Genomic DNA, 18580 nt, shown 5'->3' with positions numbered 1-18580 from the left:
CTCAGTCGACCGCCTCCCGCATCCGGGGGTCCAAGGCGTCACGCATGCCGTCCCCGAGGAGGTTGAATCCGAGCACGAGGATCGCGAGGAACAGCCCCGGGAACAACGACATCCACCACTTCCCGGTCAGGAGGCCGTTTGTCACGCCGTTCGAGAGCATCAGCCCCCACGACGGCATTCCGGGGGCCGCGCCGAACCCGAGAAACGACAGCGCCGCGAAGTCGATGATGGCCAGCCCGTAGTTCAGCGTCGACTGCACGGTCACGGGCGCCAGCGTGTTCGGGAACACGTGCCTGGCGAGCACTCGGGCGTCGGTCGCGCCGAGGGCTTCGGTGGCTTCGATGTACTCGTCTTCGAGCACTTTCAGCGCCGCCCCCCTGACGACGCGCGCGAACCGCGGCGTGTACACGAGCGTCAACGCGATGACGACCTTCCAGAGGCCGGCACCGAAGATGGCGACCAGCGCCAGCGCCAACAGCAACGACGGGAACGCCAACAGCACGTCCATCGTGCGCATGATGACGTTGTCCGTGAGGTCGCTGTAGTACGCCGCGATGATGCCGAGCGCCACGCCCAAGAACGTCGACGCCGCGACCGTGACGGTGCCGTACTTGATCGCGATCCAGGCCCCGTAGAGCGTGCGCTTGAAGATGTCGCGGCCGGCGGCGTCCGTGCCGAAGAGGTGTTGGGTGGCACCGCCGGAGCCGGCCCAACCGGGGGCCAACCGGTCCCCGACGGTGCCGAGGTTGGACGCGCGCAGCGCGCTCAGGTCGTAGGAAACCCGCGCGATGATCGCGACGGCGAGCATCCCCAGAATGATCGTCAGCCCGATGATTGCGAGCCGATTCGACAGCAGGTTCGAGAGGAACTGCGACGACCGCAGCCGGTCGAGCAGCGACCGGTCGGCGAGCGCGCCGTCGTCCGTGGATTGGTCGGTGTTCGTGCTCATGTGTCGTTATTGCTGGATGCGGGGGTCGAGGTAGCTGTACGTGACGTCGACGAGCAGGTTCACGAGCGTGAACAGCAACGCGAACGTCAACACTGTGCCCTGGACGAGCGGGTAGTCGTTGGCGTTGATCGCGCTGACGAGGATCGTGCCGATGCCCTCGATCCCGAAGACGGTTTCCGTGAGGACGGCCCCGCCGAGGAGGCTGCCGAACTGGATGCCGATGACCGTGATCACCGGCACCAGGGCGTTCCGGAAGCCGTGTTTCATGATCGTGATCTTCGAGCCTTGGCCTTTCGCGCGCGCCGTCCGCATGTAGTCCTGGCGCACGACTTCCAGCATCGACGACCGCATCATCCGGGAGATGAGCGCCATCGAGTAGATGCCGATGGTCGCCGCCGGCAGGATCAGATGCATGACCGCCGACACCCACGCCGAGACGTTCCCCAACAGGAGCGTGTCAACGGTGAGCATGCCGGTCAGCGGGAGCGTGACACCGAACAGCGACCAGGAGTCCGCCAGGAAGATCGTGGACTCGATGCGGCCGGACGCCGGGAACACCCCCAGGAACGTCGAGAACGCCAGGATCAACAGCGGACCCGACCAGTAGATCGGCACCGAGATCCCGGAGAGCGCGCCGATGCGACCGAAGTGGTCGGTGAGCGTGTCCTGTTCGACCGCCGAGATCACGCCCAGCGGGATGCCCAGCAGGATGCCGATGGCCTGCCCGTAGAGCGCGAGCTCGAGGGTGACCGGGATCTTGTCCGCGAGCACGCTGCGGACGGCGGTGCCCTGTGCGACCGAGTACGACTGTCCGAAGTCGAACTGGGCGGCGTCGACGAGGAACCGAGCGTACTGGACGTAGACGGGGTCGTTCAGCCCGAGTTCCTGGCGGAGTTGGATGACCTGCTGTTGGGGGGCGCGCTGCCCCAGGATGACCCGCGCGGGGTCGCCGGACGCCAAATGCAGGATCACGAAGACGAACGTCGCCACGCCGAACAACACCGGCACGAGCAACAGCAGCCGTTTCAAGATGAAGCGCTTGGAAGCCATGGATGAAGCGTGTCAGATGAGTGGCGTCAGTGTGTCAGTCGGCCGCCCGGGGCGCGGTCACGCCAGCTCGACGCGGTCGAGGAACGGCCCGCCGACCGACGTCGGCGTGTACGACTCCGCGACGACCGCCTCGTTGACGCCGCGAATGAGGTCGGCGTAGTCGAGATACACCCAGGGCGCCTGATCGTGGGCGATCTGTGAGGCCTGATGGTAATACTGCTGGCGGGCGGCGTCGTCGTAGGTCCGTTGGCCCTTGTCGACGAACTCCATGTAGTCGGTGTCGACCCACGCGGAGACGTTCGAGACGTTGTTCTTGTCCTCCCAGGCGATGTAGTTCTGGTCGGCCGGGACGTCGTCGATGTCCGTGCCGGGATGCAACAACACGTACATGAAGTTGTCCGGGTCGGCGTTGTCGGTGTACCAGCCGCTCAGGCAGGCGTCGTGGCGGCCGTCGTACGTGTACTCCAGGTACGCGCTGAACTGCGAGAACTGATTGATCTCGACGTCCACGCCGATCTCGGCGAGGTCGGATTTCACCTGGGTCGCGGTCTGGATCGGGTTGGGGTTGTAGCCCCGCGGGTTCGAGAACGTCGCAAGCTCGAAGGACAGATCGGTGACGCCGGCGTCCGCGAGCATCGACTCGGCCTGCTGGGGGTCGTGGGGGTACGAGTCGATGTCGTCGTTGTGCCCCAACACGTCCGGCGGAAGGGGCTGGTTGGCGGACGCGGCGAACCCCTGGTAGATCGAATCGACGATCTCGTCGCGGTTGATCGCCATGGAGATGGCGCGCTTGACCAGTGGGTCGCGGAACGCCGGTTTGCGGTCGTGGTTGAACGCCATGTAGCCGACGTTGATGCCGTTTTTCTGCCGGACGGTCGCCGAGTCCGCGGACGAGACCTTCTGGATGGACTGGGCGTCGAGGTTGTCCGTGATGTGGGCGTCACCGTTGATCAGCCCCTGGGCGCGGGTCTGGTTGGAGCCGGTGGTTTTGAAGATGACCGCGCTGACGCTTGGGGCCCCACCCCAGTAGTCGTCGAAGGCAGTGAGCCGGACGCGCTGGGTTTCGTTGTCGAGTTGGTCGAACTCGAAGGGGCCGGTGCCCACGGGGTCGGTGCCCAACTCCGGCTGGGCGTCGGCACCCAGGCTCTCGATCTGGTCGCGGGAGAGGATCGCGGCCGCGAAGATCGCGAGGTTCCGGAGGAACGGCGCGTACTGCTGGGTGAGATCGATCGTGACCTCGTAGTCGCCGGTTGCCTCGACGCTGTCGACCCAGTCGCCGAACGTGATCGAGGCGTACCCGGAGCGGTCCGACCCCAGGTAGTAGTCGTACTCGTCGTCGATGAACCGGCGGATCGTCGCCTTCACGTCGGTCGCCGTGAGGTCAGCGCCGGAGTGGAAGGTGGCGTCCTCACGGAGGGTGAGGGTGGCGGTTGTTCCATCGAGCGTCCAGTCGTCGGCGAGGCCGCTCGTGAGCTCGCCGCTGGTGCCCGGTTTGAACTGGATCAGGGTGTCGAAGATCTGGTTGGTGACTTTCGACACTTCCCCGCTGGTTGTCTGCTGGGGGTCGTAGTTCTGTGGGTGGTCACCCCGTGAGTACACGAGCTCGTCGCCACCACCGTCGCCGCCTCCCCCTGAGTCGGTGCAGCCGGCCGTCGAAGTCGCCACAACAGTCGCCGCACCGGCGGCTTTCAGGAAGCCACGGCGGCTCACGGTATCGTCTGACATACGACTGTATGGCACGATGGCGTACTTAAACATATCGGAGCGCGCCGCTCGGCGAATCACCCGACGACAGCGGACCGCGAGTTACGCCGAGCCCGCGTCGTCGTAGAGATGGCAGGCGACCGGCTGCTGGTCGCCCGAGAGCCCCGGCTCAGTGCGTTCACAGGGGCTCTCGAAGGTGGCCGCGAGCGCGTCCTCGGCGGCGTCCCAGTCGGCCCTGGCGAGCGCGTCGAACGCGGTCGCGACGACCTCGCGGGCGTCGCCACTGGGTTCCGTATCGAACTCGCGGTCCCAGAGCACGTCCACGAACGCCGCGCGGTCGGCCGCCCGCCCACCATCGGACGGCACGCCGGCGGCCGCGCCGTCGGGCGACGAGGCCGCTGCGGCGTCGGCCCAGACCGCGTCCAGTGGGATGTCGCGGTCGGCGACGGACTCCCGGAAGTCCATCACCGCGCGGAACGCGTCCTGCTCGATGTCGAGATCCGCGGGCGGGATCACCGACGGACACCGCGTCCGGAACCGGCACCCCGAGGGCGGGTCGATCGGACTGGGCACGTCGCCCTCCAGGATGATGCGGTCGTCGGTGGTCGCCAGCGGGTCCGGGTCGGGAATCGAGGAGAGCAGCGACTTCGTGTACGGGTGTTTCGGGGTCGAGAACAGCTGTGCCGTCTGCGCCGTTTCGACGATCTTGCCCAGGTACATCACGGCGATCCGGTCGCAGATGTGGCGCACGACCGAGAGGTCGTGGGCGATGAACAGGTACGTGAGATCGAACTCGTCTTGGAGGTCCTCCAGGAGGTTGAGGATCTGTGCTTGCACCGAGACGTCCAGCGCGGACACCGGCTCGTCGGCGACGATGAAATCCGGGTCGACGGCCAGTGCCCGAGCGATCCCGACGCGCTGGCGCTGCCCCCCGGAGAGTTCGTGGGGATACCGGTCGTACTGTGACGGGTCGAGACCGACGGCATCCATGAGATCGATCACGCGGTCGCGGCGCGCCTGCCGGGTGGACTGCGCGCCGGGGTTCGCGGGGAGGTCATGGATCTGGAGGGGTTCGAGAATGGTGTCCCCGATCGACTGGCGTGGGTCAAGCGACGACAACGGATCCTGAAAGATCATCTGCATGTCCGTGCGCGTCGCGCGCAGCTCGTCGTCGCCGAGGTCGGTGACGTCGTCGCCGGCGAACACCACCCTGCCGTCGGTGGGCTCCACCAACCGGAGGATCGACCGCCCGGTGGTTGATTTCCCGCAGCCGGACTCCCCGACGAGCCCGAGCGTTTCGCCCTCGTAGACGTCGAGATCGACCCCGTCGACGGCCTTCACCGGCTCCTGGTCGCCGCCCAGCACCGAGTCCAGCCAGCCGTCCGCCCGCGAGAAATGCTTCTGGAGCCCGCGCGAGGACAGCAACGGCTCCCCGTCGAACGACGCCGACGCCGCGGTGACGGCGCCGTCGTCCACGCCGTAGGCGTCGGTGTCGAACGACTCCTCGACGCATTTCGACCGGTGGGATACGTCGTCGGGCCCGTGTTCCATGTACGGGATGTCGTCGCCGACGCAGGCGTCGCTGGCCCACGGACACCGCGCCTCGAAGTGACACCCCGAGGGCAGGTCGATGAGATCCGGGACGTTCCCCTCGATGGGGTGGAGGCGGTCGGCGTCGTCGCGGGGAATCGACTCCAAGAGCGCGTACGTGTAGGGGTGGCTGGGGTTGTGGAAGATCTCCTCGACGGGCCCCTCTTCGACGATCTCGCCGGCGTACATCACGGCCACGCGATCACACGTCTCGGCGACGACGCCGAGGTCGTGGGTGATGAACAGCACGGACATCCCGAACTCGTCCTGGAGGTCGCTGATGCGGTCCAGGATCTGGGCCTGAATCGTGACGTCGAGGGCGGTCGTGGGTTCGTCGGCGATGAGCAGCCGGGGGCGACACGCCAGCGCGATGGCGATGAGCACGCGCTGGCGCATCCCGCCGGAGAACTCGTGGGGGTACTCGTCGAGGCGCGTCTCCGGCTCCGGGATGCCCACCGCGTCCAGCACGTCGACGACGTCGGCGACCACTTGCTCGTCGGTGTCGCCCCGCGAGATCGCCGCCCGGAGGCCGTTCAGCCACGAGTCAGTGGGCTGTTCGCCGTAGCGATGGAGGCGGAGGCTCTCGGCGACCTGTTCGCCGACGGTGAGCGACGGGTTCAGCGACGTCATCGGGTCCTGGAAGATCATGCCCATCTCGCCGCCGCGGAGATCCCGCATGGCGCGCTCGGGGGCGGCAGTGAGGTCGACGCGCGCATCCGTGAGTCGGACGTGCGCAGCGCCGTCCGGCCGGTCGCGGAGCACGTCCAGGGGGTCGGCGGAGGCGTCGACGTCGGGATCGTCGGTGTCCACGGTGGCGGCGGTGAAGAACACGAAGCCATCGAGGGCGTCCAGGACGGCCGCGTCCAACTCGTCGCCGATGGCCCTGGTGTCGTCGTCGGGGCCGGAGGCGTCGATTCGGTCGGCGAACTCGTGGAGTCGTGGACCGAGGCCGCCGGGGTCGGCTTCGAGGTCGGCGGCGATCCCGCGGAGCTCGCGTGGGGCCGCGTCGACGGCGTCGTCGCCACAGAGATCGGCCGCGAGCTCGCGGCACGCGGACACGACGGCGAACGGATAGGTGGCGGCCGCGTCCGCGTGGGCCGCGAGCACCCTGGCGGCGATGTCGGGGTCGGTGATCGTGACCCCGCCGCCGACAACGTCCCCCGGGTCGTCGACGAGTTGCATCGCGGACAGCGCGGTGACGCTCTTCCCGGAGCCGCTCTCCCCGACCAGTCCGACCGTTTCCCCGTCACTGATGTCCAGATCGACCCCGTCGACGGCCTTCACCGCGCCCCGGTCGGTGTCGAACTGGGTGCGGAGATTCGAGAGAGAGAGGATGTCACTCATTGGCCGCCAACTGTGTGAAGCGGAGGCATATAGCTTCCGCCAGACACCGAGACGGAAGCGTTTTGCGTGTGGGGTTTCGTCTCACACGCAGACCCACCGCCAATGCCACCACACGACACCAGCGACGCCGGCGCGTCCCCGTCGGCCGCAGCCGACCCCCCATCAAGCTGGGACGCGCTCATGGATGACATGGCCGCGATCGCCGACGACTACCGCGATCGTGGCTGGAGCGCCCACGAACTCCACCCGGGCGATATCAACGTCTCCGCGCCCACGGACGACGCCGCCGGGCGCGGCGGCATCGAGTTGCTGGTGCCGGACAACGAGTTCGAGCCCGTGGCGGCCGCATTCGACGCCGCCGACGGCTTCGACACCACGCGCGTGTTCCGCGCGGACACCAGCGGCACGGTGTTCTTCGTCGCCGCCGTGGAGGCGGCGGCCACGGAGACCGCCGTCCTGGTGCCCGCCTACTACAGTCCACCCGAACACGAGTCGTTCACGACACACCTGCGCTCGGCGGCGGGCAGCGTGCGCCTCCACGTCCGCCCGCTCGACGAGCGCCGCGTCCTCACGTTCGCACACGACGCCCCCGAGCTGTTGCTCCCCGACGGGGGCTAACCACCGTGCTCGATCGTGTGCCCGCAGTTCGGGCACTCGACGCCGTCGTGGCGGAGCGCATCACTTGCCGCGCGCACGTCGCGCATCACCGACGAGATCCGCTCCTCGGCCGCGAGCTCGTCGTCGACCGCGAGGTCGACGCCTTCGACCTCCAGGAGGAATTTCGCGACCTCCGTCACCTCGTACATCAGGTCGTCGAGTTCGTCCGCGGTGAAGAAATCACACATCGCCCCGTAGAGGAACGTCGCACCCGCTAGCTCGACTTTCTCCTCGAAGGACGCGCGCGCCTGGTTGACCGCCTGCGGGCTGTACGTGTCGGTCATGAACGACACGAGGTCCGGGAGGTTGCGTCCGATCTTCGTCATCTCGACGCCGGTCTCCGTGCGGAAGTCCGCGCACAGCCGCGCGATCGCCCACTCGCGGGCGGTGATGTACGTGCGCTCCCGGAGGAAGTCGTTGACGCGGTCGTACTGCGCGCCGTCCATCTTCGAGAAGCGGTCGTAGGTCCGCACGTCGGCGGGCGGCTCCGTGGTGTCGGACTCGCCGTCGCCGTGGTCGACGGGCACGGCCACCGGTTCGGCGTCCCACTCGTCTGGTGACGGCCGCTGATCTGGCATACTGGTCCGGGTTTGCTGTGGTTCGCGCAAAAACGTGTCGCCGTCACCGACCGGTCGGAGTGCCGAACGTTTTTGATGAGGGATGGTGACACTCACGATATGAAAGTGCTGGTCGGGATTGGGGGTGCAGACGACTCGCTGGTTGCGCTCGAAGAGAGCGTGCGCCGGGCCGTCGACACCGGGGACTCGCTGACCGTCGGTGTGGTCGCGAACCCGGAGAGCAACCGGGATCCAAGCGCGCTCGTCGACGCCGCGACCGCGGCGCTGGCCGACGCCGGGCTCCCGACGGACGTGCGGGAGCTGTCCGGCGATCCGGGGAGTGCGTTGGTCGAGGTGGCCGAATCGGAGGATTTCGACCAGATCGTGCTGGGCGGCGGGAAGCGGAGCCCGATGGGGAAGATCAAGCTCGGCCACATCGCCGAGTTCGTGTTGTTGAACTCCCGAACCTCGGTGAAGCTGGTGCGTGACGATGCCGGGTGAGCGCGTCTACCCGGAGGACGCCGCCGGCTCGTTCCCGACACCACCGCTCCGGATCACCGACAGCGACGGCCGCGAGATCACCGTGGACGCGTTCACGGGCGACGCCGACGCGGAGATCGACGCGCTCGTCGCGATGTACGACGACTTCGACCCGGAGGATCGCGCACAGGGCGTGCCGCCAGTCGGTGAGTCGCGCATCCGGGAGTGGGTTGCCAGCCTCCTCGAGCAGGACGGGTTCGACGTGGTGGCGTGGCACGGCGAGGAGATCGCGGGTCACGCCACGCTCGTCCCGGACGACGACGCGACCTACGAGCTGGCGATCTTCGTCCACCAGACCTACCAGGGCGCCGGCATCGGAACCGAGCTCATCAACGCCCTGCTGGGGCACGCGCAAGCGAGCGGCGCGGCGCTCGTGTGGCTGAGCGTGGAGCGCTGGAACCGGCCGGCGGTCGCGCTCTACGAGAAAGTCGGCTTCGAGACGGCGTCCGCCGAGAGCTTCGAGATGGAGATGGCGATCCGGCTGAACGACGACACCGGGTAGCCGGTCGGGGCGGCTCAAACGGACAACACGGGTTGGCTGGCGTACAACAGGACGTACTCGGCGGCCCGCTCTAGGACGTCCCCGGTCTCCTCGCGCATCCCCTCGCGGGGGATCACGACGAAGTCGGCGTCGATGTCGGCGGCCGCGTCGAGGATCACGCTGCCGGGGTGTTGGCGCTTGCGCGAGGTCGAAAAGCCGTACGCGATCGAGGAGTCGACGGCGACGCCGTCCGGGGCGAGGGCTGCGATCTCGTTGAGGAACGTGTTCGTGCCCGCAGCCACGTCGTCTTCGGCGACGTCACCGGTTCCGATGGCGCGGGTCACCGTCTCCCCGAGCACGTACAACGCGTGAGCGTCGGCGTCGTACCGGTCGGCGACCGTAACAGCGTACTCGGCGGCTGTGACCGAGGCGTCCGTGCCATCAACGGGGGCGAGCACGGTGTCGACGGTGAGGGGCATACGTGAGCGTGCGCCGTCGGGGTACTAAAGCGCTCCGCGTGAGGGTTTAAGATGCCGCGCGGGAAACACACGGCCATGATAGACACGGTTGTCATCGCGACCGACGGCTCGGAGAGCGTCGGGCGCGCTGTCGACGTGGCCCTGGACGTGGCGGCGCGGTTCGACGCCGCCGTCCACGCGCTCTACGTGCTGGAGGCGAGCGACGTGGAGTCGGCCCCCGACGAGGTCAGAACGGACATGCGGGACGCCCTCGAAGAGCGCGGCAAGGACGCCGTCAGCGCGGTTGCCGACCGCGCCGACGTGTCCGTGACGACCGCCGTCCGCGCGGGGCGGCCGCCCGCGGAGATCAGCCAGTACGCCCGCGATGTGGACGCCGACGCGGTCGCAACCGGCACCCGGGGCCGGCACGGCGAGAACCGGTTTCTCATCGGGAGCGTGGCCGAGCGCGTCGTTCGCACCTGCCCGGTCCCGGTGTTGACCGTTCGGCAGCTGGCGGACACCGACGCCGAGCAGACGACCGCGTAATCGCCGCCACAGCGCGCCCTAACCGCGGGGTTCTTCACCAGCCCACCCCAGGCTGGTGTATGGAAGACTGGGTCATCGACGACGAGGACCTGTCCCTGGAACGCAAGAGCCTGCTCCCCGGACGCGGGTTTTTCGTGCCCGACGACATCCACGAGGCACGGAAAGACGACGCGGTCCGCGAGCGCGTCGAGGGCGCCGACGTGATCGTGGTCGCGGACCCCGACGCCGACGGCCTGGCGTGCGCCGCCATCCTGCGGGAGGTCTACGGCGACGCCGCGCTCATCCCCGCCGGCCCCCACGAGATCGAGGACGGGCTGCGGCGTGCTGTCGAGTACGGCAACGAGGACTGCCGGCTGTTCGTCTGCGACGTCTGCCCCGACCGCTTCGAGTACGTCGAGACCGAGCTCGCGGACGCCACCGAGCACGCAAGCGAACTGCGGTGGTTCGACCACCACCAGTGGACCGCTGAGACGGCGGCCGCCGTCCGGGACGCGGGCGTCGACCTCGTGGTCGGCGACTCCGAGGAGGAATGCACCGCCGACGTCACGGTTCGCAGCCTCGACGCCGACATCCCCGAGCGCTTCCGCGAGCTCGCCGAAGTCACCCGCGACCACGACCTCTGGCTGAAAGACGACGACCGCAGCGACGACCTCGCTGACTACTCCTACTGGGCGGACACCGACGAGTACATGGACACCATCCAGGAGTACGGCGCGGACTTCCCCGACGACGTGCTGGCGTACATCGAGCAGCGCCGCGTGGAGAAACACGAACTCATCGAGCGCGCGGTCGACCGCGCGTCGATGAAGCAGATCGACGAGTGGACCGTCGGCGTCACGTACGGCCGGTGTTCGCAGAACGAGGTCGCCGAGGCGCTCCGCGAGCAAGGCGCTGACGCCGCCGTCGTCGTCAAACCCTCCGGGAGCGCGAGCATCCGCGGCACGGAGACGTTCGAGCGCGCCCACGAGGTCGCCGGGCAGGTGAACGGCGGCGGCCACCCGAAGGCCGCGGGCTGCAAGCCCGACATCTACGACGACATGCTTGACTACGCGGCCCACTGGACGAGCCAGGGCACGACCGCAAAGCAGGTCATCCTCGACGCGTTCCGCGCGCTCCCCGACGAGCCGGCCGACGCCGAGTAGCTGTCGGGGCGTTTTTCGGCGCCGCCGCCGTCCGCTCAGGCATGAGTCTGGACTTCGACGCCGATACCCCCGTCGTGGGGATGGTACACCTCTCCCCCCTGCCGGGCGCGCCCGGGTACGACGACGGCAACCGCCCAGCCATCCGTGACGCCGCGCTCCGGGACGCCAGCCGCCTCGAAGCGGGTGGTGTCGACGCCCTCCTCGTGGAGAACTTCGGGGACGCACCCTTTTACGCCGACGACGTGCCGAAGCACGTCGTGGCGTCGATGGCGGCGCTCGTCCGTGACATCACCCGAGAGACCGAGGTTCCGGTCGGCGTCAACGTGCTGCGCAACGACGCCGAAGCGGCGGTCTCGATCGCCGCCGCCACGGACGCCGACTTCGTGCGCGTGAACGTCCACACCGGCGCGCGACTCACCGATCAAGGCGTCGTGGACGGCCAGGCCGCCGAAACAGTCCGTCTCCGGGACCGCCTGGACGCCGCCGGGGTCTCGATGCTCGCCGACATCGACGTGAAACACTCCGCGGCGCTGGCCGAGCGCCCGCTGAGCGAGGGTGTCGCCGAGCTGCTGGAGCGCGGCCACGCCGACGGCGTGATCGCCAGCGGCGCGGGCACCGGCCACGCCACCGACCACGACCACCTCCAGGCGGTCGTCGACGCGCGGGACCGCCTGGACGCCGACGCCCCCGTCTTCGTCGGCAGCGGCGTCACCCAGGAGACGGTGGGCGCCACGCTGGACCTCGCGGACGGCGCGATCGTCGGCACCGCGCTCAAGGAGAACGGCGAGACGACCGCGCCCGTCGACGGCGACCGCGTCCGGGCACTCGTGGACGCGGCCCGCTAATCCGGGAGGTCGCTGGGGCTCGCCAGCCCGCCGCGCGCACCCTCGCGGGTGCAGTTCTGTGCGGCGGCTGCCGCGGCGATCCGGCCCGCGTCACGAACGCCGGCGTCGCCGAGGACCCACGCGTGAACCAGCGCCGCAGTGAACGCGTCCCCGGCGCCGGTCGTGTCGGTCACGTCGACGGCACGGGCCGGCGCGTGAACGGTGGTCGCGGGCGTCGCGAGAAACGCCCCGTCGCTCCCGTCGGTGACAGCGACCCGGGACGCCCCCATGGCGGCGAACTCACTGGCCGCGCGCTCCGGGCCGACGCCCACATGGGAGTCGGCGGCGCCCGCGTTCGCAACGAACAGATCAGCCGTCGCCGCAGCGGCGCCGACGGTGTCGGCTGCCGCCCCGCGCCCGTCGAGTTCGGCGCGTGGCCCCGCGAGGTCGAACGCCAGCGCCGACACCGCCCCACTGCGGCGCAGCGCCACGAGATCGCGGACCACGCCGTCGGGCGCGTACGCGCTCGTGAACACGCAGTCGGCCGCCCGGAGCGCGTCCCGATCGCTGCTCGTGAGCGCCACCCCCGGGACGGCGTCCCCACCGGCGACGATCATGCGATTGCCCTCCGGGCCACGAAGCACGAGCGCGTACGACGTGGCGTCGTCGCCGCGCCGAACCCGGGTGGCGTCGACGCCCCACTCGGCCAGCGACGCGCGCACCCGATCCCCGGCGTCGTCGCGGCCGACCCGGGACACCACCGCGGCGTCGTGATCGAGGGCGGCAAGCGCGCACGCGACGTTGGCAGCGACACCGCCCGCGCGCTCGGTGTAGTCCCGGACGAACGCGCCGCCGTCGGGAGCCGGGAGGTTCGACAGCCCGTACACGCGATCGAGCACCGCGCTTCCAACGGCGACAACAGCGGCCATGCGGACCTACTGGTCGTGGGCTCCCGCGAGCCACTTGTCCGAGTACGCCGTCCCACACGAACAGTAGGCGTACGCGTGGATCACGTCGCCGTCGGCGTAGAGCCCACCCACCTCCTCGTTTTGGGCCTCCGCGAACGAGAACACGAACTGAACGGTGTGGTCCTCACCCGGCCCATCGACGGCGTTCGGACAGCGCCCGTCGACGAGCGCGGCGTCGACGTCACCGGGCGTCTGCATCGCTGTCGATCCGAACTCCATGGCCTGCATGCCGGTCAGCGTCTCGAAGACGCTGCGGCCGGACTCCCCGTCGACGACGAGCACGACGCCCGGCGTGTCCGACTGGGCGCCCCGGATGTCGGCGACGCGCTCGGCGTCGGCGCGGTCGGCCAGCGTCTCAGCGTCGGACACGTACGACTCCGCGAGATACAGCGCGACGTGGTCGGTGCGGTCGCCCGCAAGATAGGCGTCGTAGTCGCTCACGCGCCAGGATACACGATGACCGCGAAAAAGCGTGGCGTTGTTACTCGTCGTCGCCGTCAGCGCCCAGCAGCTCCGCGACAGGCTCCTCGCCGTGTTCGTCGATCGCGACGTTGAGCTGCGCGACAGCCTCCGAGACCTCCTTCCCGCGGACGGTGACGCGCTTGCGCTCGCCGTCCTCGTCGGGGTTGAATCCAGCGCCCCCCTCCAGCAGGACTTCCATGAGGTCGCTGCCGTCGACGTCCTCCCGCATCGGCCGGCCGGCGTCGTCGCTGCCGCCCGTGATTTCGACGGTGTACCCGTCGAGGCCGACGGCACCGCCATCAACCGCAGCGCCGATCTCGCGACCGATGAATCGGTTCGCGTCCTGTCCGTCAACCTCGAATTGGTAGGTGCGTCCCGACTCGGGGTCGGCGACGGCGACCTGGAACGTAGCCATGCGTGCAACCAGTCCGGCGTGATTCAAAAACCCGTCGAAGCCGCCCAGGAGCGACGCTAACGGGGTTCAGACACACTGCCGGGGGATCACCCCGAGAAGCGGCCGGTGAAACGCACCGGTCGTGTCGCGCCGCGGCGGCGCAAACGACACCACGACACCCGTCGGATCAGCTTAGAACGGGTAGTCGCGGGTCTCGCGCTGAATGCTCACCCACTTCTCCTGGGTGAACTCGTTGAGAACGTACTCGCCGTTGTACCGGCCGAGCCCGGAGTTCTTGTACCCGCCGAAGGGAAGGTGGGGCTCCTGGTTGACGGGCTGATCGTTGATGTGGATCATGCCGGTGTCGATGCGGTCGGCGATGTCACGCGCCCGACCGGTGTCGCCCGCGTGCACGCTGCCCGAAAGCCCGTACTCGGTGCTGTTTGCGATCTCCACGGCTTCGTCGTCGTCGGAGAACGGGATCACCGGCGCGACCGGCCCGAAGTGCTCGTTGCACGCCGCCGCCATGTCGTTGGTGGCGTCCGAGAGCACGGTCGGCTCGACGACGAGGCCGTCGTGGTCCCCGCCGGTCTCGAGCGTCGCGCCCGCGTCGACAGTCCGCTCGATGTAGTCCAGGATCTGATCGCGCTGGCTCTCGTCGATGATCGGGCCAACGACCGTGTCGGCGTCGTGGGCCGTCCCGGTCGGCAACGCGGCCGCACGCTCCGTGAGGCGCTCGACGTACTCGTCGTAGACGTCCTCGTGGACGACGTGGCGGTTGATCGAGATGCAGATCTGCCCGGAGTGCAGGAACGATCCGAAAACCCCGCTGTCCACGGCGTCGTCGAGGTCCGCGTCCTCCGTGACGATGTGGACGTTGTTCCCGCCGAGCTCCATCGCCGGCAGCGCGAGGTTCTCGCCCGCCGTCGCAGCGACCTGGCGGCCGATCGCGGTCGACCCAGTGAACGAGATCACGTCGGCGTGGGGGTGACCGGCGATCCGGTCACCGATCTCGCTGCCCTTCCCCGTGACGACGTTGAACACGCCCTCGGGCAGCCCCGCAGCCTCGAACACCTTCGCGATGAGCAGGCCGCCGGTCACCGGCGTGTTCGACGCCGGCTTGAGCACGACGCTGTTGCCGGCCGCAACCGCCGGCGCGACCGCGCGGATCGAGAGGTTCAGCGGGAAGTTCCACGGCGAGATGATCCCCACAACACCCTGGGGCTCACGCACCACGATGTTCTCCTTGCCCTCGACCACGGACTGCTTGTGGTCGCCGTTCATCCGCGTCGGGAACGACGCCGCCTCGTCGGTGATCCCGACCGACGCCTCGAATTCGGCCGCGCCCTTCGTGTACGTGGTTCCGGACTCCGTCGCCAGCAGGTCGACGACCTCGTCGCGATGGGATGCGAGGATCTCGCTCGCCGCCGCAACGATGCGCGCACGCTCCTGGGGCGGCGTGTCAGCCCACTCCGTCTGTGCGTCCGCGGCGGCCTCGTAGGCGGCGTCGACGTCGTCAGTCGTCCCGGCTGGGATCTCAGTGAACAGCTCGCGTGTCGATGGGTCATCGACTTCGAGCGTCCCCCGGTCTCCCGGCGGGACGTACTCACCGTCGATGTACTGTACGTTCCAGTCGACGTCACCGAAGTCAAGGTCGGACATCAACGTGTAATTGGGGACGAGCCACCCTAACCCTTGGCCCCGCGGCGGATACCGAGTGTTGAAGCGCGAACCACACTTCGACCCACCGACGCACCCAAGCAGCGCCCGGCAGTACACTCCCACGATGGACCTTCGGTTCCTCGGCGGCGCACGCGAAGTCGGCCGGAGTGCCCTGCTCGTCGACGAGTCCCTCCTGCTTGACTTCGGGACGAAGGCCGACACACCACCCCAGTTCCCGGTGTCGACACCCACGCCGGACGCCGTCGTGGCGAGCCACGGCCACCTCGACCACGTCGGCACGATCCCCGCACTGCTCTCCGGCACGCACAGGCCCCCGATCCACTGGACGCCACCGACGTACGAGCTCGCGCTCACACTCGCGCGCGACACCCTGAAGCTCCACGGCGGAACGTACCACTGCCCGTTCATCGAGAACGACATCAAGCGCGTCACGGAGGTCTCCCGCACCCACGGGTACGGCGTCCCCTTCGACGCCGCAGGCTACGAGGTCACGTTCTACAACGCGGGCCACGTTCCGGGCAGCGCGCACGTCCTCGTTGACGACGGCGACACCCGGCTGCTCTACACGGGGGATTTCCACACGACCGATCAACGCCTCGTCTCGGGGACGACCGCACGCCCCGACGCCGACGTGGTCGTCTGTGAAAGCACGTACAGCGACGTGACCCACGACGACCGGGACAGCGTCGAGGCGCGGTTCGCGGAGAGCGTCAAGACGACGCTGTGGGAGGGGGGTACGGTCGTCGTCCCGGCGTTCGCCATCGGACGCACCCAGGAGCTGCTGCTCGTCTGTGACGCCCACGACATCCCCTGTTACGTCGACGGGATGGGGAAACGAGTCACCGAGATGCTCCTCCAATACCCCGGGTTCGTCCGTGACAGCGATGCGCTCCAGCGCGCGAAGTCCCACGCCAGGTTCGTGACGGGCCGGGACGGACAACGCAAACGCATCGCCGACCAGCAAGCTGCGATCGTCACGACCAGCGGTATGCTGTCTGGCGGTCCCGCGATGACGTACATCCCCGAGATCCGATCGAACCCCGTCAACAAGATCGCGATGACCGGCTATCAGGTCGCCGGCACCCCGGGGCGGTCGCTCATCGACTCGGGGCGCGCGGAGATCGACGGCCGAGTGCTGCCCGTGAGCGCGCAGGTCGAACAGTACGACTTCTCCGCGCACGCCGACCACGCCGGCCTGCGCGCCTTCCTCGACGACTACCGGGACGCCACCGTGCTCGTGAACCACGGCGACGACTGCGCGGCGTTCGCGGACGCCCTTCGTGACGAAGGGTTCACCGCGCGTGCCCCCGAACGGGACGACACCTGTCCGGTCTGACAACCACTAAGAACGCCGAGCATAGGCTTAACTTGCGGCCACGCATACCCCGCAGACATGACCGACGACCAACACGACGCCAGCGAAGAACGCGCGCACCTCGACGACGTCGAGGACGGCGCTGGCTGCACGGAGATCTGGGAACGGCTCTCCGGTCACCGGGCGGACGCCGCCGAGCCCGACCGCTGATCCGCCACAGATGGTAAACGTTTAACCGCACCACGCCCTCACGTGTACTCGTGGGCCGATAGCTCAGCCCGGCAGAGCGTCTGGCTTTTAACCAGACGGTCGAGGGTTCAAATCCCTCTCGGCCCGTTCGACCGCTGTTCTCCGTGACCGACTCAGTTCGCGCGCGTCAGCCACGCCACACCGACACCGACTGCGATCGCGGCGACAGCCCCACTGATCTGGAACGCTGTCACCGCACCACCGGGACCGTACTGCCACGGCATCCCGACGAGCGTCGCTGCGCCAACCAGCGCAACGAACGCCCCGACACTAACTCCCAGAACATCTAGCGTGTCTGCAGCGCCGTTCATACCGACCCAGTCACCACCGATTAGGTTAACCCTGACGGATCGCCGCCCTCAGTACCGCGACGGGAGGAACGAGAACATGACCAGCAACACCGCGGCCGCGCCGGAGAAGATCGTAACCCCACGCAGTCCGTCCATGCGCTCGGCGAAATACTCCTGTGCCTCCACATCGCTCGCGTAATCCTCGTGATCGGTCGTCAACTCAAGCACAGGCTCGCCGCTGGACCCCGACTCGATGTACGCCGTATACTCGGTGTCCTGCACCTCAGTGGTCTCGCCACTGCCGAACTCCAGCTCGTTCGTCCGCGGCGCGAACCACTCGACGGTCACCGCTGACTCCGACACCGACGCCACCGCGGTCTCGTTGTCGTTGCCATCGTAGGTGACCGCGTCACCGACGCTGAACGCCAAGACGTCCTGCTCGGGGAGATACTCCTCGCGGGGCACGAGCGTCTGCGTCTCCCCCTCAGGCACGATCACGTACGTGGTCCCGTTGCGCTCGACGGTCGGCCGATCGACCGACTGCACCTCCCGCAGCTCGAACGCCCCCACGGACGCGTTCGTCACACGCACCGAATAGTTCTGCCCGGACACCGCCACCGAATCGTTTGCACTCCACGTCGCCGTGTATCGCGCCGATTCGTTCTCCCACGTCGCTGTCGCGGACTGCGCGGACACCTCCGAGAACGTATACTCGGTCCCCGACATCACGCGCTGCTCGCCCTGCGTGATGCTGTACTCCGGATCATCCAGCGACACGGACGGCTGCTCTGCCGCCCCAAGTAACGTGTACGACCCCACCGCAAACACAAGGAAAATCGCGACGGATACCACCGCAGCACGTCGTTGCATACTCGAACCCTTGGGAGGGGTGCGTATAATCGTTACTTTCCACGGCCACAACGAGCCACCCCACGCGCGGGCCGAACACCCCGGGTATAGCCACTCGATTCACCGCTCCACGACCACTGCCGACTGTGTTGCCACTCGAACCGTCACTCGCTGCTGAAAAGCCAAGGGCCGGATTTGAACCGGCGATGAGCGGCTCTGCAGGCCGCCGCGTTAGGCCGAACTCTGCCACCTTGGCACACGACTACGTACCGGTGTCCCGCCAATAAACGTAGCGGTCTCCAGTCAAAACTGCAAAAAGCCCCGAACAGCACCGCTGCTGTTCGAAGCATGAATGAGAGTATGAATAGTAGGCGGCGAACCGGATTTCCCAGAGGCTCGCGCACTCCAGTACTGACCGGAACGCAGGCGGGCTTATCTTCCGTGTTCGGGATGGGTACGGGAGTAACCCCACCGCTATGGCCGCCTTAATACCGACCAACGGAATCGAACCGTTGTACGCCGACGTCG

20 protein-coding genes, 2 tRNA genes and 1 rRNA gene are annotated in these 18580 nt (G+C 68.2%); 9 read left to right on the top strand and 14 right to left on the bottom strand.

Going from position 1 to position 18580, the window contains the following annotated elements:
* Position 1: 1 nt before the first annotated feature.
* The 4 genes from ACOZ32_RS04260 to ACOZ32_RS04245 all read right to left on the bottom strand — a co-directional run bounded on the left by ACOZ32_RS04260 (position 2) and on the right by ACOZ32_RS04245 (position 6637).
* On the bottom strand, positions 2 to 949 hold the full coding sequence (locus ACOZ32_RS04260; protein WP_205251282.1) for an ABC transporter permease: 948 nt from the start codon (positions 947 to 949) through the stop codon (positions 2 to 4).
* A 6-nt stretch (positions 950 to 955) separates the two neighbouring features.
* Entirely contained in the window at positions 956 to 1999 is a 1044-nt protein-coding gene (locus ACOZ32_RS04255; RefSeq protein ID WP_010903891.1) for an ABC transporter permease, read from the bottom strand.
* A gap of 57 nt (positions 2000 to 2056) precedes the next feature.
* Positions 2057 to 3724 (bottom strand): ABC transporter substrate-binding protein, encoded by a 1668-nt coding sequence (locus tag ACOZ32_RS04250; RefSeq protein WP_205251280.1) that lies wholly within the window; start codon positions 3722 to 3724, stop codon positions 2057 to 2059.
* 81 nt (positions 3725 to 3805) lie between these two features.
* On the bottom strand, positions 3806 to 6637 hold the full coding sequence (locus tag ACOZ32_RS04245) for an ABC transporter ATP-binding protein (RefSeq protein ID WP_205251279.1): 2832 nt from the start codon (positions 6635 to 6637) through the stop codon (positions 3806 to 3808).
* A gap of 102 nt (positions 6638 to 6739) precedes the next feature.
* Between ACOZ32_RS04245 and ACOZ32_RS04240 the strand changes: the two genes are divergently transcribed.
* A complete protein-coding gene (locus ACOZ32_RS04240) occupies positions 6740 to 7255 on the top strand; it encodes a DUF7529 family protein (RefSeq protein ID WP_205251278.1) in 516 nt (171 codons plus the stop codon).
* Here the strand turns inward: ACOZ32_RS04240 and ACOZ32_RS04235 are convergent.
* Positions 7252 to 7872, bottom strand: coding sequence for a DUF5806 family protein (locus tag ACOZ32_RS04235; protein WP_010903887.1), 621 nt, complete (start codon positions 7870 to 7872; stop codon positions 7252 to 7254). The genes ACOZ32_RS04240 and ACOZ32_RS04235 overlap by 4 nt on opposite strands.
* 99 nt (positions 7873 to 7971) lie before the next feature.
* On the opposite strand from ACOZ32_RS04235, the gene ACOZ32_RS04230 reads away from it, so the two are divergent.
* Positions 7972 to 8352 (top strand): universal stress protein, encoded by a 381-nt coding sequence (locus ACOZ32_RS04230; RefSeq protein ID WP_012289522.1) that lies wholly within the window; start codon positions 7972 to 7974, stop codon positions 8350 to 8352.
* Positions 8342 to 8893: a GNAT family N-acetyltransferase gene (locus tag ACOZ32_RS04225; protein WP_010903885.1), complete on the top strand. Its 552-nt coding sequence runs from the start codon at positions 8342 to 8344 to the stop codon at positions 8891 to 8893. Before ACOZ32_RS04230 ends, ACOZ32_RS04225 begins: the two co-directional genes overlap by 11 nt.
* A gap of 14 nt (positions 8894 to 8907) precedes the next feature.
* Here the strand turns inward: ACOZ32_RS04225 and ACOZ32_RS04220 are convergent, their stop codons facing one another.
* Complete coding sequence (locus ACOZ32_RS04220) at positions 8908 to 9351, bottom strand: universal stress protein (protein WP_010903884.1); 444 nt, start codon at positions 9349 to 9351, stop codon at positions 8908 to 8910.
* A gap of 75 nt (positions 9352 to 9426) precedes the next feature.
* Between ACOZ32_RS04220 and ACOZ32_RS04215 the strand changes: the two genes are divergently transcribed.
* The 3 genes from ACOZ32_RS04215 to ACOZ32_RS04205 are packed head-to-tail and all read left to right on the top strand — an operon-like array spanning position 9427 to position 11863.
* Positions 9427 to 9876, top strand: coding sequence for a universal stress protein (locus tag ACOZ32_RS04215; protein ID WP_012289521.1), 450 nt, complete (start codon positions 9427 to 9429; stop codon positions 9874 to 9876).
* Between the two features lie 59 nt (positions 9877 to 9935).
* A complete protein-coding gene (locus ACOZ32_RS04210) occupies positions 9936 to 11018 on the top strand; it encodes a DHH family phosphoesterase (RefSeq protein ID WP_010903882.1) in 1083 nt (360 codons plus the stop codon).
* A 41-nt stretch (positions 11019 to 11059) separates the two neighbouring features.
* Positions 11060 to 11863 carry a BtpA/SgcQ family protein gene (locus ACOZ32_RS04205; protein ID WP_285255210.1) on the top strand — a complete coding sequence of 268 codons (804 nt, stop codon included), beginning with the start codon at positions 11060 to 11062 and terminating at the stop codon, positions 11861 to 11863.
* Here the strand turns inward: ACOZ32_RS04205 and ACOZ32_RS04200 are convergent.
* The 4 genes from ACOZ32_RS04200 to ACOZ32_RS04185 all read right to left on the bottom strand — a co-directional run bounded on the left by ACOZ32_RS04200 (position 11860) and on the right by ACOZ32_RS04185 (position 15328).
* Positions 11860 to 12771, bottom strand: a complete 912-nt coding sequence (locus tag ACOZ32_RS04200; protein ID WP_424334960.1) for a carbohydrate kinase family protein — start codon at positions 12769 to 12771, stop codon at positions 11860 to 11862. The two genes, ACOZ32_RS04205 and ACOZ32_RS04200, sit on opposite strands and share 4 nt — an antisense overlap.
* Positions 12772 to 12777: 6 nt before the next feature.
* The gene (locus ACOZ32_RS04195) at positions 12778 to 13251 is read right to left on the bottom strand and encodes a DUF5807 family protein (RefSeq protein WP_205252259.1); all 474 of its coding nucleotides are present in this window, start codon (positions 13249 to 13251) and stop codon (positions 12778 to 12780) included.
* Positions 13252 to 13291: 40 nt separating this feature from the next.
* Complete coding sequence (locus tag ACOZ32_RS04190; RefSeq protein ID WP_010903878.1) at positions 13292 to 13687, bottom strand: 30S ribosomal protein S6e; 396 nt, start codon at positions 13685 to 13687, stop codon at positions 13292 to 13294.
* Between the two features lie 171 nt (positions 13688 to 13858).
* On the bottom strand, positions 13859 to 15328 hold the full coding sequence (locus ACOZ32_RS04185; RefSeq protein ID WP_010903877.1) for an aldehyde dehydrogenase family protein: 1470 nt from the start codon (positions 15326 to 15328) through the stop codon (positions 13859 to 13861).
* 124 nt (positions 15329 to 15452) lie between these two features.
* Here ACOZ32_RS04185 and ACOZ32_RS04180 point away from each other — a divergent pair, with 124 nt between their 5' ends.
* From ACOZ32_RS04180 to ACOZ32_RS04170, 3 genes are all read left to right on the top strand, one after another.
* Positions 15453 to 16685, top strand: a complete 1233-nt coding sequence (locus ACOZ32_RS04180) for an MBL fold metallo-hydrolase (RefSeq protein WP_424334959.1) — start codon at positions 15453 to 15455, stop codon at positions 16683 to 16685.
* Positions 16686 to 16742: 57 nt separating this feature from the next.
* Positions 16743 to 16874: a hypothetical protein gene (locus ACOZ32_RS04175; protein WP_010903875.1), complete on the top strand. Its 132-nt coding sequence runs from the start codon at positions 16743 to 16745 to the stop codon at positions 16872 to 16874.
* 52 nt (positions 16875 to 16926) lie between these two features.
* Positions 16927 to 17000 (top strand) — tRNA-Lys (locus ACOZ32_RS04170).
* Positions 17001 to 17026: 26 nt separating this feature from the next.
* On the opposite strand, the gene ACOZ32_RS04165 is transcribed toward ACOZ32_RS04170, so the two are convergent.
* The 4 genes from ACOZ32_RS04165 to rrf all read right to left on the bottom strand — a co-directional run bounded on the left by ACOZ32_RS04165 (position 17027) and on the right by rrf (position 18540).
* The gene (locus ACOZ32_RS04165; RefSeq protein WP_010903874.1) at positions 17027 to 17224 is read right to left on the bottom strand and encodes a hypothetical protein; all 198 of its coding nucleotides are present in this window, start codon (positions 17222 to 17224) and stop codon (positions 17027 to 17029) included.
* 48 nt (positions 17225 to 17272) lie between these two features.
* Positions 17273 to 18073 (bottom strand): hypothetical protein, encoded by an 801-nt coding sequence (locus ACOZ32_RS04160; RefSeq protein ID WP_205251273.1) that lies wholly within the window; start codon positions 18071 to 18073, stop codon positions 17273 to 17275.
* Positions 18074 to 18232: 159 nt separating this feature from the next.
* Positions 18233 to 18308 (bottom strand) — tRNA-Cys (locus ACOZ32_RS04155).
* A gap of 110 nt (positions 18309 to 18418) precedes the next feature.
* Positions 18419 to 18540 (bottom strand): 5S ribosomal RNA (rrf, locus tag ACOZ32_RS04150).
* Positions 18541 to 18580: the final 40 nt, after the last annotated feature.

Origin of the sequence: Halobacterium sp. MBLA0001 (genome assembly GCF_049705385.1) — an archaeon.
GTDB classification, from domain to species: domain Archaea; phylum Halobacteriota; class Halobacteria; order Halobacteriales; family Halobacteriaceae; genus Halobacterium; species Halobacterium salinarum.
Note: the sequence above shows the minus strand (reverse complement) of the source record. Positions and strands in the feature narration are given on the sequence as shown.

Excerpts from the sequence above, each read along its gene's own strand:
- ACOZ32_RS04260 (WP_205251282.1), bottom strand. The coding sequence starts at position 949 with ATGAGCACGAACACCGACCAATCCACGGACGACGGCGCGCTCGCCGAC.
- ACOZ32_RS04255 (WP_010903891.1), bottom strand. The coding sequence starts at position 1,999 with ATGGCTTCCAAGCGCTTCATCTTGAAACGGCTGCTGTTGCTCGTGCCG.
- ACOZ32_RS04250 (WP_205251280.1), bottom strand. The coding sequence starts at position 3,724 with ATGTCAGACGATACCGTGAGCCGCCGTGGCTTCCTGAAAGCCGCCGGT.
- ACOZ32_RS04245 (WP_205251279.1), bottom strand. The coding sequence starts at position 6,637 with ATGAGTGACATCCTCTCTCTCTCGAATCTCCGCACCCAGTTCGACACC.
- ACOZ32_RS04240 (WP_205251278.1), top strand. The coding sequence starts at position 6,740 with ATGCCACCACACGACACCAGCGACGCCGGCGCGTCCCCGTCGGCCGCA.
- ACOZ32_RS04235 (WP_010903887.1), bottom strand. The coding sequence starts at position 7,872 with ATGCCAGATCAGCGGCCGTCACCAGACGAGTGGGACGCCGAACCGGTG.
- ACOZ32_RS04230 (WP_012289522.1), top strand. The coding sequence starts at position 7,972 with ATGAAAGTGCTGGTCGGGATTGGGGGTGCAGACGACTCGCTGGTTGCG.
- ACOZ32_RS04225 (WP_010903885.1), top strand. The coding sequence starts at position 8,342 with ATGCCGGGTGAGCGCGTCTACCCGGAGGACGCCGCCGGCTCGTTCCCG.
- ACOZ32_RS04220 (WP_010903884.1), bottom strand. The coding sequence starts at position 9,351 with ATGCCCCTCACCGTCGACACCGTGCTCGCCCCCGTTGATGGCACGGAC.
- ACOZ32_RS04215 (WP_012289521.1), top strand. The coding sequence starts at position 9,427 with ATGATAGACACGGTTGTCATCGCGACCGACGGCTCGGAGAGCGTCGGG.
- ACOZ32_RS04210 (WP_010903882.1), top strand. The coding sequence starts at position 9,936 with ATGGAAGACTGGGTCATCGACGACGAGGACCTGTCCCTGGAACGCAAG.
- ACOZ32_RS04205 (WP_285255210.1), top strand. The coding sequence starts at position 11,060 with ATGAGTCTGGACTTCGACGCCGATACCCCCGTCGTGGGGATGGTACAC.
- ACOZ32_RS04200 (WP_424334960.1), bottom strand. The coding sequence starts at position 12,771 with ATGGCCGCTGTTGTCGCCGTTGGAAGCGCGGTGCTCGATCGCGTGTAC.
- ACOZ32_RS04190 (WP_010903878.1), bottom strand. The coding sequence starts at position 13,687 with ATGGCTACGTTCCAGGTCGCCGTCGCCGACCCCGAGTCGGGACGCACC.
- ACOZ32_RS04185 (WP_010903877.1), bottom strand. The coding sequence starts at position 15,328 with ATGTCCGACCTTGACTTCGGTGACGTCGACTGGAACGTACAGTACATC.
- ACOZ32_RS04180 (WP_424334959.1), top strand. The coding sequence starts at position 15,453 with ATGGACCTTCGGTTCCTCGGCGGCGCACGCGAAGTCGGCCGGAGTGCC.
- ACOZ32_RS04175 (WP_010903875.1), top strand. The coding sequence starts at position 16,743 with ATGACCGACGACCAACACGACGCCAGCGAAGAACGCGCGCACCTCGAC.
- ACOZ32_RS04165 (WP_010903874.1), bottom strand. The coding sequence starts at position 17,224 with ATGAACGGCGCTGCAGACACGCTAGATGTTCTGGGAGTTAGTGTCGGG.
- ACOZ32_RS04160 (WP_205251273.1), bottom strand. The coding sequence starts at position 18,073 with ATGCAACGACGTGCTGCGGTGGTATCCGTCGCGATTTTCCTTGTGTTT.